This is a genomic window from Neisseria sp. P0017.S009 (assembly GCF_051957375.1).
GTDB lineage: Bacteria > Pseudomonadota > Gammaproteobacteria > Burkholderiales > Neisseriaceae > Neisseria > Neisseria perflava.
The window spans coordinates 41,660-58,059 of record NZ_JBQCWL010000005.1; the positions used below are offsets into that span (position 1 = coordinate 41,660).

A 16,400-nucleotide genomic window follows, 5' to 3' on the forward strand; every position below is an offset into this window, starting at 1 on the left:
TGATTTAAAGCTGTATTGCAGTTTATTTAAACAGCAAAATCAGCAACAAAACAACCGCAATCACACCCAGCCACAGGCTTTGGCGTTGCTGTACTTTGACCAAGTGTACATAGGCATCGCGCATTTCCTGCTGGCGGTTTTCATCGACCAGCGCACTGATTTTGCGCGGCAGTGAAGGGATGATTTGCGCCCAGTCGGGGGCTTCGTTTTTGAGGTTGCGCCAAAGGGCTTTGGGGCCGACCTGTTCGTTCATCCAGCGCACCAAAAACGGTTTGGCGGTTTTCCACAAATCCAAATCGGGATCGAGTTGGCGACCCAAGCCTTCGATGTTAAGCAGCGTTTTTTGCAGCAATACCAGCTGCGGTTGGATTTCGACATTGAAGCGGCGGCTGACTTCAAACAGGCGCATCAGCACCAAGCCGAAGGAAATCTGCGAAATCGGTTTGTTGAACACAGGCTCGCACACGGCGCGGACAGCGGCTTCCAATTCTTCTGCACGCGTATCGGCAGGCACCCAACCCGATTCGATGTGGGCGGTGGCGACGCGGTGGTAATCACGGTTGAAGAAGGCGAGGAAGTTGATGGCGAGATAGCGTTTGTCGTAATCGGTCAGCGTACCGACGATGCCGAAATCGAGGGCGATGTAACGGTTGTCGGCGGCGACCAGAATATTGCCGGGGTGCATATCCGCATGGAAAAAGCCGTCGCGGAAAACTTGCGTGAAGAAGATTTCCACGCCGTAATCGGCAAGTTTGTGCAAATCAATGCCGTCGGCTTTGAGTTTGGCGATATCGGATACCGGCGTGCCGTCCATCCATTCGATGGTTAGCACATCGCTGGTGCAGTAGTCGTAAAACACCTTCGGCACGATCAGCATATTGCTGTTTTGGAAATTGCGTCCGAGCTGACTGGCATTGGCGGCTTCGCGCATCAAGTCCAATTCGTCGTGCAGGTATTTGTCGAATTCGGCCACTACTTCGCGCGGCTTCAAACGCTTGCCGTCTGAAAACAAACGCTCCACCCAGCCTGCACCAAAGCGCATCAGCGACAAATCCTGTTCGATAACGGGCAAAAGGTTGGGGCGCAAGACTTTCACTGCGACCTGTTCGCCCGAATGCAGGCGGGCTTTGTGTACTTGGGCGATGGACGCGCTGGCGACAGGCTCAGTTTCAAATTCCTCGTATAAAGTGTCGATAGATTGGCCCAGTGATTTTTCGATTTGCGAGCGTGAAAGCTGCGCGTCAAACGGCGGCACTTTGTCTTGCAGCCTTGCCAGTTCGACCGCGTAATCGTGCGGAATCAAATCGGGGCGCGTGGACAATACCTGTCCGAATTTGATGAAAATCGGCCCTAGGCTTTCCAACGCCAAACGCAGGCGCACGGCAGGCGTCTCGTGTTTGAACTTGGACGACTGCGGCAGCATATTGAGGAAAGTCCGCGCCCAACCCGGACGGACCAGCGAGGCAATCAGCTCGGCAAGGCGGTAGCGGTAGAGCGTGCAGAGGATGGTTTTGATGCGTTTGAGGCGGTTCATGATGGACGCAGATAAATCGAAAAAACAGAATTATATAGGAAAAACAGGTAAGGGCTTCAGACGGCCTGAGACTTTTGCAAAAACATTTGCCGCATAGCTAACAATTTTATAAAGGCTTAGGTTTTACCGCCTCAATAATAAAGACGAATATTCATATCATAAATATTCGTCGGCTACTTGCCCAAACTGCCGATTCAAGACATAATCGGGAAATGTGCAGGAGAGTGTTACACCCAACTACAATGTAACCACCGAAGGCGCAGACACCCTTAAATCGCTCAGGTATCAGGGACTGCACATTGAAACAAACAATCTGGAGAGCGGCGTTGGAATAACGTCCACCGAAGGGGAGAAGGCCGTCTGAACCACCATTCAGACAACCGCGCAAAGCAGTGAGCAGACTGGTTTGCCATCATGCGGATACGGCCGAAAATCTCAGGTCCAAGGACAGATAGGGTCATCCGCGCACAGGTGCGCGGGCGGCATCTGAACAAAAAATCCGGAGAAACTTGAGAATGACTGCTCTGAAAACCACCCCATTTCATCAAGCCCATCAAGATGCAGGCGCGAAGCTGGTAGATTTTGCCGGCTGGGAGCTGCCCATCCATTATGGTTCACAAATCGCCGAACACGAAGCCGTGCGCACCGATGCCGGTATGTTTGACGTATCCCATATGCTCGTTACCGACGTAGCGGGCGCAAATGCCAAAGCCTTTTTCCGCAAATTGATTGCCAACGATGTCGCCAAACTCGCTTTTGTCGGCAAAGCCCTTTATTCCGCTTTGCTCAACGACAACGGCGGCGTGATTGACGATTTGATCGTTTACCGCACCAACGAAGCCGAAACCCAATACCGCATCGTGTCCAACGGCGCGACTCGCGAAAAAGATACGGCACAATTCCACAAAGTCGGACAAGAGTTCGGCGTTGCCTTCAATCCGCGCTACGACCTTGGCATGCTCGCCGTACAAGGCCCGAAAGCCATCGAAAAACTCCTGACTGTCAAACCTGAATGGGCGGACGTGATTCACAGCCTCAAACCGTTCCAAGGTGCAGACTTGGGCAACGACTGGTTTGTCGCCCGTACAGGCTATACCGGCGAAGACGGCGTCGAAGTGATTCTGCCGGGTGCTGAAGCCGTCGCATTCTTCAAAGCCCTGCAAGCAGCAGGCGTACAACCTTGCGGCCTCGGTGCACGCGACACCCTGCGCATGGAAGCCGGTATGAACCTCTACGGCAACGATATGGACGATAACACCAGCCCGCTCGAAGCAGGCATGGGTTGGACCGTTGACTTGAAAGACGAAAGCCGCGACTTCGTCGGTAAAGCTGCCTTGCTGGCATTGAAAGAAAAAGGCGTTGCCGTGAAACAGGTCGGCCTGTTGCTTGAAAAAGGCGGCATCCTGCGCGCGCATATGGAAGTGTTGACCGACAAAGGCCAAGGCGAAACCACCAGCGGCGTATTCTCTCCAAGCCTGAAACAATCCATCGCCATCGCGCGCGTACCGAAAGACTTTGACGGCGATACCGCCAAAGTCCTGATTCGCGGCAAAGAAGTGGACGTACGCGTACTGAAGCTGCCGTTCGTCCGCAACGGTCAAAAACAGTTTGATTAATATCGGTTCAGACGGCCTTTATTTGTTAAGGGCCGTCTGAAAGCAGGTTTTAATTGTCGTCCGGTACGGACGTTTGTAGAAAGCATTGAACAAGGCATCTGTGGATATTGATTCATGAAGATGCCGTCTGAAAATAACCCCCTATTAATGGAGTATCAAACCATGAGCAACATCCCAGCCGAACTGAAATACGTTGCCAGCCACGAATGGCTGCGCCTTGAAGAAGACGGTACCATTACTGTCGGCATTACCCATCACGCGCAAGAGCTGTTGGGCGACATCGTGTTTGTCGAGCTGCCTGAAGTCGGCGCAAACCTGGCTGCCGAAGAACAAGCCGGTGTGGTTGAGTCTGTAAAAGCCGCATCTGACGTATACGCTCCGATTGCAGGCGAAATCGTTGCCGTCAACGAAGATTTGCCAAGCGCTCCGGAAACTGCCAACAGCGACCCTTACGGCGCAGGCTGGTTCTTCAAAATCAAACCTGCCAACCCTGCCGATTACGACGGTCTGCTGAGTGCCGAACAATACGCAGGCGAAGTAGCTTGATTTTTGCAAACATCCAAACAGGTTTTACGCCTGTTTGATATTGCAGGTCTTAGGTCGTCTGAAAAATGCTTTCAGACGGCCTTTGTTTCAATTTTCCCTCAACAAACATGAATTACTGCGAATTTGTCGACACGCTTCCCGACGATACGGACAACCCCAACCAACATTATCACGACACGCAATACGGTTTTCCGATTGAGGATGACAATGAATTGTTTGAGCGGCTGGTGTTGGAAATCAATCAGGCAGGATTGAGCTGGACGCTGATGCTGAAGAAGCAACGGGCATTTCAGACGGCATTTAAAGGTTTCGACATCGATACGGTCGCCGCATTTGACGAAGCCGATATTGAGCGGCTGCTTGCCGATGCAGGCATCGTCCGCAACCGCCTGAAAATCAACGCAGCCATTTATAACGCGCGACAAATCAAACAAATACGGCAAGAATACGGCTCATTCAAAAACTGGCTGGATACACACCATCCGCTCGACAAGGCTGAATGGGTGAAGCTGTTTAAAAAACATTTCAAATTTGTCGGTGGCGAAATCGTCGGCGAATTTCTGATGAGTACCGGCTACCTACCTGGAGCGCATGTGGAAACCTGTCCGGTTTATAGGGAAATATTGGCATGTCGTCCAAAGTGGGCGGAGGCCGTCTGAAACAACATCTGCAAGAAAAAACAGTGTTGATATCGATAACACCGAAGGAGTAGAAATGAAACTATCTGAATTGTTCAACCCGAACGAATTTGCCGCGCGCCATTTGAGTTTTGGCGACGAGGCTGCGCTTTTGGAAGCGCTCGGCGAGAAGAGCATGGATGATTTTGTCGGCAACACCGTGCCGCAAAGCATCCGTATGCCGTCCGAACTCGATTTGCCCGAAGCGTTGACCGAGGCGGATGCGTTGGCGAAATTGAAAGGCATCGCGTCTAAAAACGTGATCAACAAATCCTATATCGGTTTGGGCTATTACCCGACCCGCGTGCCGAACGTGATTTTGCGCAACGTATTGGAAAATCCGGGTTGGTACACTGCCTACACCCCGTATCAGGCGGAAATTGCCCAAGGTCGTTTGGAAGCTTTGTTGAACTTCCAACAAGTGTGTATCGATTTGACCGGTTTCCCTGTGGCAGGCGCGTCTTTGTTGGATGAGGCAACTGCCGCGGCGGAAGCGATGGCGATGGCGCACCGCGTGGGCAAAGTGAAATCCGAGCGTTTCTTTGTGGATGCGCGCGTCTATCCGCAGACTTTGGACGTGATGAAAACCCGCGCCAAATATTTCGGCTTCGAGCTGGTGGTCGGCGATTTTGCTAAAGCGGATGAAGGCGAATACTTCGGCGCGCTGTTCCAATACGTCGGCAAAGACGGCGACGTGCAAGACTTGCAGGACGTTATCGGCCGTCTGAAAGCAAAAGGCACAATCGTGGCCGTTGCCGCCGACATCATGAGCTTGGTTTTGCTGAAGTCTCCGGCTGAATTGGGCGCAGATATTGCTTTGGGTAACACCCAACGCTTCGGCGTGCCGATGGGCTTCGGCGGTCCGCACGCTGCTTATTTCGCGTTTAAAGACGAGTTCAAGCGTTCTGCCCCAGGCCGTATCATCGGTGTGTCCAAAGACGCATCGGGCAAGCCTGCCTTGCGCATGGCTTTGTCCACCCGCGAGCAACACATCCGCCGCGAAAAAGCGACATCCAATATTTGTACCGCACAAGCATTGCTGGCGAACTTGGCCGGTATGTATGCCGTTTACCACGGCCCTGAAGGCGTAAAACGCATTGCCAACCGCATTCATGCGCTGGCTTCTGCCTTTGCCGATGCGCTGGTTTCAGACGGCCTGAATGTGGTTCACAAAGTCTTCTTCGATACCGTTACCGTTGATTTCGGCAGCAAAGAGAAAGCAGACCAAGTGTTTGCCGCTGCTTTGGAATTGGGTTACAACCTGCGCCGCGTCAACGATACTCAAGTTGCGGCTGCATTCCATGAAACGTCGGCATACGAAGATTTGGTCGATTTGTACCGCGCGTTTACCGGCAAAGATACGTTCACATTTGCCGATGATGTCAAAGGCCGTCTGAACGCCGAATTGCTGCGTCAAGACGACATTCTGCAACATCCTGTGTTCAACAGTTACCACACCGAACACGAAATGTTGCGCTACCTGAAAAAACTCGAAGACCGCGACTTGGCGATGAACCGCAGCATGATTTCGCTCGGTAGCTGCACCATGAAGCTCAATGCGACTGCGGAAATGTTGCCGATTACTTGGGCAGAGTTCACCGACATCCACCCCTACGCCCCCAAAGACCAAGCCGCAGGCTACCGCGAATTGCTTGCTGATATGGAAAACAACCTGAAAGCCATCACCGGCTTTGACGCGATTTCCTTCCAGCCCAACTCCGGCGCGCAGGGCGAATACAGCGGCATGCTCTCCATCCGCCGCTATCAAGAAGCCAACGGCGAGGGACACCGCAACATCTGCCTGATTCCCAAATCCGCCCACGGCACCAACCCTGCGACTGCCGCTATGCTAGGTTTGAAAGTCGTCGTTGTCGATACCGACGAACACGGCAACGTCAACATCGACGATTTGAAAGCCAAAGCCGAGCAATACCGCGACGCTTTGTCCGCCATCATGATTACTTACCCGTCCACCCACGGCGTGTACGAAGAAGGCATCCGCGACATCTGCCGCATCATCCATGAAAACGGCGGACAGGTTTACATGGACGGTGCCAACCTCAACGCCCAAATTGGCATCATGCAGCCTGCCGAAGTCGGCGCGGACGTGTTGCACATGAACCTGCACAAAACCTTCTGTATCCCTCACGGCGGCGGCGGTCCGGGCGTCGGCCCTATCGGTTTGAAAGCCCACCTCGCCCCATTTGCACCGGGACACGCTTTGACCGACACCCACAGCGCCAGTGCCGACCAAACCGCCGTTGCTGCTGCGGCCTTCGGTTCTGCGTCCATCCTGCCGATTACTTGGATGTACCTGACCATGATGGGCAAACAAGGCATGGAACAGGCAACACGCTGGGCATTGCTCAACGCCAACTACATCGCCAAACGCTTGAGCGAAGACTATCCGATTCTGTATGCAGGCAAAAACGGCCGCGTCGCGCACGAATGTATCGTCGATTTGCGTCCGCTTAAAGCCGAAAGCGGCATCACCGAAACCGACATCGCCAAACGCCTGATGGACTACGGCTTTCACGCCCCGACCGTCTCCTTCCCCGTTGCCGGTACGCTGATGATCGAGCCGACCGAGAGCGAAAGCAAAGCCGAACTCGACCGCTTCATCGCCGCCCTGAAACAAATCAAACAGGAAGTGCTGAAAGTCGAGCGCGGCGAATGGCCGGAAGAGGACAACCCGCTGGTCAACGCTCCGCATACCGCCGCAGATGTAACCGGCGAATGGGCGCATCCGTACTCCCGCGAAGAAGCCGTCTTCCCGCTGCCTTTCGTGCGCGAAAACAAATTCTGGCCGAGCGTCAAACGGGTAGATGAAGTGTATGGCGACCGCAATCTTGTTTGCTCCTGCTTGCCGATTGATGCATACGAAGATTAAGCCTGAATAGGTTTAAAATTGAACAGGCCGTCTGAAAATGAAAATAGTTTTCAGATGGCCTTTTGTTTGTTAAGATATTTCGCCCGAGAACATACATTTGTTTTTGGTAAAACAACAGATAAGGCATTCGGAAAAATAGACGGCGAATGCCTTTGTTTGCGGATAAAACCAAACTGCTCTCAACAACGATAAACACAAGGCCGTCTGAAAAACAGGAGGACACGATGGACGAACTTTTTATTCAAACGCTGACGATTGCCGGCTCAGATTCCGGCGGCGGCGCGGGCATACAGGCGGATTTGAAGACATTTCAGATGCGCGGCGTGTTCGGTACCAGCGTACTGACCGCGGTTACCGCACAAAATACTTTGGGCGTATCGGCAGTGCATCCGATACCGACCGACATGATTGCCGCGCAAATTGCTGCGATTCAGGAGGATTTTCAAATCCGTGCCTATAAAATCGGCATGCTGGGTACGGCGGAAATCATCGAATGCGTGGCGGAACAAACCGCCGAATGCGACTTCGGCAAACGCGTGTTGGATCCGGTCATGATTGCCAAAGGCGGTGCCCCGTTGTTGGAAAACTCGGCCGTCGAAGCCATGAAACGCCTGCTGCTGCCGCATACGGACGTATTGACCCCCAATCTGCCCGAAGCGCAGGCTTTGACGGGTATCAATATTGAAAACCGCCAAGATGCGGAACGCGCCGCCAAAATTCTTCAGGATTGGGGCGTGAAAAATGTGGTGATTAAAGGCGGCCATCTTGCCGACAGCCAAAGCGAATATTGCACCGACTGGCTGTTTACGCCATACGAAACCATCGAGCTGAACAGCAAACGTTTCCCAACGTCGCATACGCATGGCACAGGCTGCACGTTTTCTGCCTGCATCACAGCCGAGTTGGCAAAAGGGTTTGGCGTTCCTGAAGCGGTTCAAACGGCAAAAAACTATATTGCCGCCGCCATTTCCCATCCTTTGGGTATCGGGGCAGGGCACGGGCCGGTCAACCATTGGGCGTATCGGGACGAATAATGCGTTTAGGCCGATTGTAATTGATTGTATTTTTCAGACGGCCTGACTAGGTTTATCACTTGAAATTGTTTACAATATCAGATTAATGCTTTTACGGATAAAAAAGACACCATGCAAGTTACCTCAAAATGGATAGACGGAATGTGCTTCGTCGGTACAACGGCAAACGGACACAGCGTTGTGATGGAAGGCGCGGCGGCTGAAGGCGAAGTCAAACGCGGCCCTAGCCCGATGGAAATGCTGTTGTTGGGTGTAGCAGGCTGCTCCAGCATCGATGTCGTGATGATTGCCGAGAAACAACGTCAAAAAATTACCGACTGCCGTGCCGAAGTGACTGCCAAACGCGCCGACACCGCGCCGCGCGTGTTTACCGAAATCCATATCCACTTCAAAGTGTATGGTCGGGATTTGCAAGAAAGCGCGATTGAACGCGCCGTACAGATGTCTGCCGAAAAATATTGCTCCGCATCGATTATGCTGGGTAAAGCGGCAAAAATGAGCCACAGCTTCGAGATCGTCGAAACAGAATAGGGCGGTTTCAGGATGGGAGTGCCGGAGCGTGAACCGGCTACGCACAAAAAAAGCAGATATATTCACGCATTAACATGAATATATCTGCTTGCTTTTTATTCCTTTTTCTCTCTCTCTATCAGCCTTTATAACTTGGCTTGTTGATCTCATTGTGCAAGTTTCGTTTAACATTGTCAACAATTTTTAATTATATTTTAAACACCCCCGAAAGCTGCAGGTTTGTAAACGCTTGCGCCTTAATACGGATATTGGGGAAACATTATGGATTACGAAAATAATACCAACGTTGCGCCTGCAACTTCATCGCTTATTTTGGAAGAACGTCACGATTCGGAACTCTTCCGCGTGTACGCATTGATTTTGGACGGTATTACCGACCATCTGCTGCTGCCGGGCAAAAAACTGACCGAGTCCGAGCTTTGCCGACAAATGGTTTGCTCCCGCAATACCGTGCGTGGCGCATTATCGCTTTTGGCGCACGATAAAATCGTCGATTTGCAGCCCAACCGCGGCGCATTTGTCCATGTGCCGGACTTGAAAGAAATGAAAGACGTGTTCAACACGCGTATCGAAATGGAAAGCATGATTTTGAGCGTCCTTATCGATATGCCTGATTTGGAAACGCGTCTGCAACCGCTTTATGCCATGATTGAGCAAGAGGGCGCAGCCTCCGAAAGCGGCGACCGCGTGGGTTGGAACCGCCTGTCCAATGCCTTCCATGTCGAATTGGCGCGGCTGCTGGACAACGATGTCCTGTTTGAAATCATGAATACCTTGTGCGCGCGCTCTTCATTGATTGTGGCCGTTTCCGATCCGCTTCGCAAAGAAAAGCGCAACATCGATTCCAATTCGCACCATGAACACCGAGAAATCCTCGATTTATTGCTGGCAGGCAAGCGCAACCGTGTGACCAAAGTCATGCGCCGCCACTTAGGCGCGTGTATGGAACGCTTGGAACAGAAACTCGAGATGTAATCGGTTTGACAATGAAAAAGGCCGTCTGAAATATTCAGACGGCCATTGGTTTATCCCTACAAAACGAAACGCCATGAAACCCAAAATCCAAAGACACGAACATATCCTCACCCTTGTCCGCGAACATAACTTCATGACGGTGGAAGAGTTGGCGGCGAATTTGGATGTTACGCCGCAAACCATACGCCGCGATGTGCAGGAGTTAAGTGAGACCGGACAGCTCAAACGCTATCACGGCGGCGCATCTTTGGGCGATGTTTCAGTCGTAACGGCAGGGCAGGAGCGGCGCAACCATCAGCAGCAGGAAAAAAACGCCATTGCCCGTCTGATTGCTTCCACCATTCCCGACAATGCCTCGCTGTTTATCAGCATCGGTACCACCATGGAAGCCGTCGCCGCCGAGTTGGTCAGACAGCGTAAAAACCTGCGGATTATCACCAACAATATCTACGCCGCCTCCATCACTGCGGCGCGTACCGACTACACGGTTATCATCGCTTCCGGCGTGGTCCGCCCCTTGGATGGCGGTATTACCGGCGTGGCGACCGTCGATTTCATCAACCAATTCAAAGTCGACTATGCCATCATGAGTACCCACGGTATAGAAAACGACGGCTCGCTTTTGGATGACGATTACAAGGAAGTCAGCGTCATGCAGGCGATGGTGAACAATGCCCGCGTGCGCTATCTTGGTGTCGATCACAGCAAATTCAACAGCAATGCCTTGGTCAGACTGGGCGATATCGGCGCATTCGATAAGCTGTTTACCGACCGCACACCATCCGCCGCCATGCAGAAAACCCTAAACGAGCGCGGCGTGGCGTGGCAGGTTGCCGACCCTGTATCAAAGTAGCCAAGTCGGGTACAATTGAGCCATCATTCCATTCCTTTCAGACGGCCTGATTGAATGCTCAGGCCGTCTGAAAACAGAAAATCATTTTCCTATCAAAGAAATATTATGTTGAATAAAGACCAATTCGCGGACAACCACTTTATCCGCACCATCATCGATGAAGACCTCAAAAGCGGGAAACATACAGCCATCCAAACCCGCTTCCCGCCTGAGCCGAACGGTTACTTGCACATCGGCCACGCCAAATCCATCTGCTTGAACTTCGGTTTGGCTTATATTTACGACGGCTTGTGCAACCTGCGTTTCGACGACACCAACCCTGAAAAAGAAAACGACGAATACGTCAATGCCATCAAAGAAGACGTCGAATGGTTGGGCTTCCATTGGGCGGGCGAGCCACGTTTCGCTTCCAACTATTTCGACCAGCTTTACGACTACGCTGTCGGTTTAATCAAAGACGGCAAAGCGTATGTCGATGATTTGACGCCCGAAGAAATGCGCGAATACCGCGGTACGCTGACCGAAGCAGGCAAAAACAGCCCTTACCGCGACCGCAGTATTGAAGAAAACCTCGACCTGTTCACACGCATGAAAAACGGCGAGTTCCCCGACGGCAGCAAAACCTTGCGCCTGAAAATCGATATGGCGGCAGGCAATATCAATATGCGCGACCCCGTCATCTACCGTATCCGCCGCGCCCATCACCACAACACCGGCGACAAATGGTGCATCTATCCGATGTACGACTACACGCACTGCATTTCCGATGCTATCGAAGGCATCACGCATTCCTTGTGTACACTCGAATTTGAAGCACACCGTCCGCTGTACGACTGGGTGTTGGACAACATTCCTGCGCCGCACGCCACACGTCCGCGCCAATACGAGTTTTCCCGTTTGGAGCTTCTGTATTCCATCACGTCCAAACGCAAGCTGAACCAACTGGTTTCAGACGGCCACGTTTCCGGCTGGGACGACCCACGTATGCCGACCATTTCCGGTATGCGCCGCCGCGGTTACACGCCCGAAGGCCTGCGCCTGTTTGCCAAACGCGCCGGTATTTCCAAATCTGAAAACATCGTCGACATGAGCGTGTTGGAAGGCGCGATTCGTGAAGAGTTGGAGAACTCTGCGCCACGCCTGATGGCGGTTTTGAATCCGCTCAAAGTGACCCTGACCAACTTTGAAGCCGGCAAAACCCAAAGCCGCCGTGCCGCGTTCCATCCGAACCACGAAGAAATGGGCGATCGCGAAGTACCTATTTCACAAACCATCTACATCGAAGCCGACGACTTTGCCGAAAATCCGCCCAAAGGCTTCAAACGCCTGGTTCCCGGCGGAGAAGTGCGTTTGCGCCACGGCTATGTGATTAAGTGTGATGAAGTAGTAAAAGACGAGGCAGGCAATGTGGTTGAACTCAAATGCAGCATCGACCACGATACCTTGGGCAAAAATCCCGAAGGCCGCAAAGTTAAAGGCGTGATTCATTGGGTTTCTGCCGAACACGCCGTCGAAATTAAAGTCCGCCTGTACGACCGCCTCTTTACCGTCGAGCGTCCTGATGCCGTGCGCGGCGAAGACGGCAACTATCTGCCGTTTACCGATTTCCTCAATCCAGAATCCATCAAGGAAATCACTGCCTACGCCGAACCTGTCGCAAAAGATCTGCCGGCAGAAAGCCGTTGGCAGTTTGAACGCATCGGCTACTTCGTAACCGACCGCAAAGACCACAGCAAAGACATGCCGGTGTTTAACCGCACGGTGACGCTGAAAGATTCTTGGCAGCCTAAGTAATCTGTTTGCAGTCGCTATATTGAAGGCCGTCTGAAAACTTGAAATCCGGTTTTCAGACGGCCTTTGTCGATAAAGGGATAAGATGGAACGTTATTCTGTACATTTGAAACTGCTGGGAATGGCGGTGTTGTGGGGTGCGTCTTGGCCGATGGGGCGGATGTTGGGGCAGTCGCTGCCGCCGCTGACGGGCGGGGCGGTTCGGTTTGTCTTGGCTTCGGTTTTGTTGTTGGGCTGGTTGTTTGCGCGCAGCAGGTTCGCGACTTTGGCGGCTTTGTCGGCGCGGCAATGGCTGGGTTTGACGGCAGCCGCTTCTGTTGGCGTGTGCGGTTATGCGGTGTTTTTTATGCTGGGTTTGCAGACTATGCCGGCAGGCAAGGCGGCGGTAGTCGTGGCGGTGAATCCGGTATTGACACTGCTGTTGGCAACTTGGTTTTTCGGCGAGCGTTTAAATGTGAAGATTTTGGCGGGTATGCTGCTGGCGGTCGGCGGTGCCATTATGGTGGTAACGCAAGGGCAGCCGTTGACAGTGTTATCGGGCGGCATCAAGGCAGGAGAGTGGCTGATTTTCGGTTGCGTGGTTTGTTGGGCGGCTTATACTTTAATTGGTCGCGCGGTTTTGCGTGGGATAGATGTGCTGACGGTAACGACGGCAACGTCGTTCATTGGTGCGTTGATGTTGTCGGTGGTGGCGTTGTGGACGGACGGAATGCCGTTTGAGGCGATAGCGGCAATGGATGGGCGAGGCTGGACAGCCTTGGCGTGGCTGGTCATCGGCGCGACGGTATTGGCCTACGCGTGGTATTTCGAAGGCGTGAAGACTTTGGGTGCAGGCAGCGCGGCGGCGTATATTACGCTCGTGCCGATTTTCGGTGTGCTGTCTTCGGCGTGGTTTTTGGGCGAACCGCTGCATATTTCGCTGGTTGCGGGCTGTGCGGCAGCGGTCGGCGGCATGACGCTGATGCGGTACGGGCAAAAGGCCGTCTGAAGTTGGGTAAATACTCGGATTTTGGTCGATAGGGTTGCGATTGCCAAGCTGTTGCCGGCCATAATCTTATTGCATGGTAAGATTATAGTCTCGGCTCAGTGTTCGATTTAAAAATTTGACACCCTGCCTCCAACTGCCTAAAATTCAACTTTCTCAAAAATCTACCGTATCCTGCGGCACGATTTCATACTTTCAGACGGCCTTTGTGCCATCTCTCTGATACTATTCAAAATATATCAATACTATGCACGTTTCAGAACTCCAAACCCTCCACATTTCCAAACTCTTGGAAATGGCAGAAGAACATGGCATTGAAAACGCCAACCGTTTCCGCAAACAAGACCTCGTTTTTGCCATCGTCCGCCAGATGATGAAGCAAAATGTCAGCTTTACCTGTTCCGGCACACTCGAAATCCTGCCCGACGGCTTCGGTTTCCTGCGCAGCGCAGATACTTCTTACCTTGCCGGTCCTGACGATATTTATGTTTCGCCCACGCAAATCCGCCGCTTCAATCTGCACACCGGTGACACCATCGAAGGCAGCGTGCGCGTACCTAAAGACAACGAACGCTATTTCGCACTTGTCCGCCTCGATACCATCAACGGCGATCAGCCTGAAGTCTGCAAACACAAAATCCTCTTTGAAAACCTCACGCCTTTATTCCCAACCGAACAATTCAAACTTGAGCGCGACATCAAAGCCGAAGAGAATCTGACCGGCCGCGCTATCGACTTGGTTTCCCCAATCGGTAAAGGCCAACGTGCATTGTTGGTGGCGCCGCCTAAAACCGGTAAGACCGTGATGTTGCAAAACATTGCCCACGCTATTACCGCCAATTATCCCGATGTCGAGCTGATTGTCCTGTTGATTGACGAGCGTCCGGAAGAAGTGACCGAAATGAGCCGTTCTGTACGCGGCGAAGTCGTTTCCTCTACGTTTGATGAACCGGCGCAACGCCATGTACAAGTGGCCGAGATGGTGATTGAAAAAGCCAAACGTATGGTTGAACACAAAAAAGACGTGGTCATCCTGCTGGATTCGATTACCCGTTTGGCGCGCGCCTACAATACCGTTGTGCCGACTTCGGGCAAAATCTTGACCGGCGGTGTCGATGCCAACGCCTTGCACCGTCCGAAACGCTTCTTCGGCGCAGCGCGTAATGTGGAAGAGGGCGGTTCGCTTACCATTATTGCGACAGCGCTTGTTGAAACCGGTAGCCGCATGGACGACGTGATTTACGAAGAGTTCAAAGGCACGGGCAATATGGAATTGCACCTTGACCGCCGTATGGCCGAAAAACGCCTGTTCCCGGCCATTAGTATCAATAAATCCGGTACGCGCCGCGAAGAATTGCTGGTGCCGAACGATCAGTTGCAACGCATGTGGCTCTTGCGCAAATTCCTGCATCCTATGGACGAAATCGAAGCGACCGAGTTTTTGGTGGGCAAACTCAAAGACTCTAAAAATAACGACGATTTCTTTGAATTGATGCGCGGTAAATAAGCATAAGGCCGTCTGAATATGTTTCAGACGGCCTTTACTTTGCTTGAGGAACCTTTATGACCATCCGAATGAATTGGCAAAACTTATTATCCACCCAACGCTTCCGTACTAAAAACGGCGAAATCGTGCCGACCGTTACCCCTTCGACTCAAGAAGGTGCCGATGCCTTGCGTACGGATTTTCACATCGACTACGACCGGGTTGTTTTTTCCGGAGCCTTCCGCCGCCTTGGCCGTAAAACACAGGTGCATCCGCTGGCGCAACATGACTTGACGCACAACCGCCTGACGCACAGCGTTGAAGTTGCCAGCGTGGGCAGGAGCTTGGGCAACCGCGTGGGCGTGATGTTGCATAACGGCGGTTTTCTGCCGCAGGGCAATACGCCCAGCGATATTGGTGCCGTGGTGCAGGTTGCCTGTTTGGCTCATGATTTGGGCAATCCGCCGTTTGGCCATACCGGCGAAGATGCTTTGCGTGATTGGTTCAGACGGCCTGAACATCAAATTTATCTGAACACATTAAACGAAGCGGAACGCAACGATATTCAAACCTATGAAGGCAATGCGCATAGCCTGCGTATCGTCGCCAGCCTTGAAATGTATCCGGAGGCAGGCGGAATGCGCCTGACTGCGGCAGCCATCGGCGCATTGCTGAAGTATCCGTGGACAACGCAACATCCAAACGGCAGAAAGAAATTCAATATTTATCAAACCGAGTTGCCGTTTATCCGTCAAGTTGCCGACGAATTGGGGCTGGTTTCCGCGGGAGTAGACAGCTGGGCGCGCCATCCTTTGTCTTATTTGATGGAGGCTGCCGACGATATTTGCTATGCCTTGCTGGATTTGGAAGATGCCGTCGAATTGGATTTGCTCACGGATACGGAAGTAGAAAGTATTTTGTCCGAGCTGACCTTCGCCGAAAGCGCATGGCACGCCAGCTCCAGCCGTCAGCGTTGCGCCATGTTGCGCGGCATTGCGATCGGCAAGGCGATTGATGATGTCGCGCAAACCTTTATGCTGCATCAGTCCGACTTGTTGGACGGAACATTCAAAGGCAAAGACCTGCTTGCTCTGTGCAGCCCGCAAGTGCAAAACACTTTGGCAAAAGCGAAAGAATTGGCACAAACACGGATTTTCCGCCATCACACCAAGCTCTTGACCGAGATTGCCACGTTCCCATGCTTAGGCTCCATCTTAGATTTGCTCGTCCCTGCCGCCTATGCCCTGATTGCAGAAAAACAGTTAGCAACGCGTCAGTCTTTGGCGTTGGAATTATTGAAAAAGCACAATCCGATTCTTCCTGAAGACAGTCTGTATCAGGCCTATATGAAGATTTTGGATTTTGTCGGCGGCATGACCGATAACTCCGCCGCTAAAATGGCGCAGGATTTGTCAGGAGTAGGGATTTTACGTTAATTTTATATTGTTTAACTTCAATTGGTTAAATAAAAATATAAAAAGT

13 protein-coding genes and 1 riboswitch are annotated in these 16,400 nt (G+C 52.3%); of the genes, 12 read left to right on the plus strand and 1 reads right to left on the minus strand.

Annotated elements, in window-relative coordinates; genetic code table 11:
• Positions 1 to 22: 22 nt before the first annotated feature.
• Positions 23 to 1,534 carry a ubiquinone biosynthesis regulatory protein kinase UbiB gene (gene ubiB / locus ACTHTG_RS07160; protein ID WP_440360598.1) on the minus strand — a complete coding sequence of 504 codons (1,512 nt, stop codon included), beginning with the start codon at positions 1,532 to 1,534 and terminating at the stop codon, positions 23 to 25.
• Between the two features lie 207 nt (positions 1,535 to 1,741).
• A riboswitch (glycine riboswitch) is annotated at positions 1,742 to 1,839 on the plus strand.
• 210 nt (positions 1,840 to 2,049) lie between these two features.
• Between ubiB and gcvT the strand changes: the two genes are divergently transcribed.
• The 12 genes from gcvT (at position 2,050) to ACTHTG_RS07220 (ending at position 16,354) form a co-directional block, all read left to right on the plus strand.
• Positions 2,050 to 3,150: a glycine cleavage system aminomethyltransferase GcvT gene (gcvT, locus tag ACTHTG_RS07165; RefSeq protein WP_440360599.1), complete on the plus strand. Its 1,101-nt coding sequence runs from the start codon at positions 2,050 to 2,052 to the stop codon at positions 3,148 to 3,150.
• Between the two features lie 147 nt (positions 3,151 to 3,297).
• Entirely contained in the window at positions 3,298 to 3,696 is a 399-nt protein-coding gene (gene gcvH, locus ACTHTG_RS07170; RefSeq protein WP_308881727.1) for a glycine cleavage system protein GcvH, read from the plus strand.
• Between the two features lie 107 nt (positions 3,697 to 3,803).
• The gene (locus tag ACTHTG_RS07175) at positions 3,804 to 4,355 is read left to right on the plus strand and encodes a DNA-3-methyladenine glycosylase I (RefSeq protein ID WP_440360600.1); all 552 of its coding nucleotides are present in this window, start codon (positions 3,804 to 3,806) and stop codon (positions 4,353 to 4,355) included.
• A 55-nt stretch (positions 4,356 to 4,410) separates the two neighbouring features.
• Positions 4,411 to 7,263: an aminomethyl-transferring glycine dehydrogenase gene (gene gcvP, locus ACTHTG_RS07180; RefSeq protein WP_440360601.1), complete on the plus strand. Its 2,853-nt coding sequence runs from the start codon at positions 4,411 to 4,413 to the stop codon at positions 7,261 to 7,263.
• Positions 7,264 to 7,487: 224 nt separating this feature from the next.
• The gene (gene thiD, locus ACTHTG_RS07185) at positions 7,488 to 8,297 is read left to right on the plus strand and encodes a bifunctional hydroxymethylpyrimidine kinase/phosphomethylpyrimidine kinase (protein ID WP_440360602.1); all 810 of its coding nucleotides are present in this window, start codon (positions 7,488 to 7,490) and stop codon (positions 8,295 to 8,297) included.
• Between the two features lie 111 nt (positions 8,298 to 8,408).
• Positions 8,409 to 8,828, plus strand: a complete 420-nt coding sequence (locus tag ACTHTG_RS07190) for an OsmC family protein (RefSeq protein WP_003679886.1) — start codon at positions 8,409 to 8,411, stop codon at positions 8,826 to 8,828.
• Between the two features lie 261 nt (positions 8,829 to 9,089).
• Complete coding sequence (locus ACTHTG_RS07195; RefSeq protein ID WP_004519550.1) at positions 9,090 to 9,803, plus strand: GntR family transcriptional regulator; 714 nt, start codon at positions 9,090 to 9,092, stop codon at positions 9,801 to 9,803.
• A gap of 73 nt (positions 9,804 to 9,876) precedes the next feature.
• Complete coding sequence (locus tag ACTHTG_RS07200) at positions 9,877 to 10,656, plus strand: DeoR/GlpR family DNA-binding transcription regulator (protein ID WP_004519551.1); 780 nt, start codon at positions 9,877 to 9,879, stop codon at positions 10,654 to 10,656.
• Between the two features lie 105 nt (positions 10,657 to 10,761).
• Positions 10,762 to 12,450 carry a glutamine--tRNA ligase/YqeY domain fusion protein gene (locus ACTHTG_RS07205; protein ID WP_004519552.1) on the plus strand — a complete coding sequence of 563 codons (1,689 nt, stop codon included), beginning with the start codon at positions 10,762 to 10,764 and terminating at the stop codon, positions 12,448 to 12,450.
• Positions 12,451 to 12,532: 82 nt separating this feature from the next.
• Complete coding sequence (locus ACTHTG_RS07210) at positions 12,533 to 13,435, plus strand: DMT family transporter (RefSeq protein WP_004519553.1); 903 nt, start codon at positions 12,533 to 12,535, stop codon at positions 13,433 to 13,435.
• A 244-nt stretch (positions 13,436 to 13,679) separates the two neighbouring features.
• A complete protein-coding gene (rho, locus tag ACTHTG_RS07215; RefSeq protein WP_003680905.1) occupies positions 13,680 to 14,939 on the plus strand; it encodes a transcription termination factor Rho in 1,260 nt (419 codons plus the stop codon).
• 56 nt (positions 14,940 to 14,995) lie between these two features.
• Positions 14,996 to 16,354: a deoxyguanosinetriphosphate triphosphohydrolase gene (locus ACTHTG_RS07220; RefSeq protein WP_049336415.1), complete on the plus strand. Its 1,359-nt coding sequence runs from the start codon at positions 14,996 to 14,998 to the stop codon at positions 16,352 to 16,354.
• Positions 16,355 to 16,400: the final 46 nt, after the last annotated feature.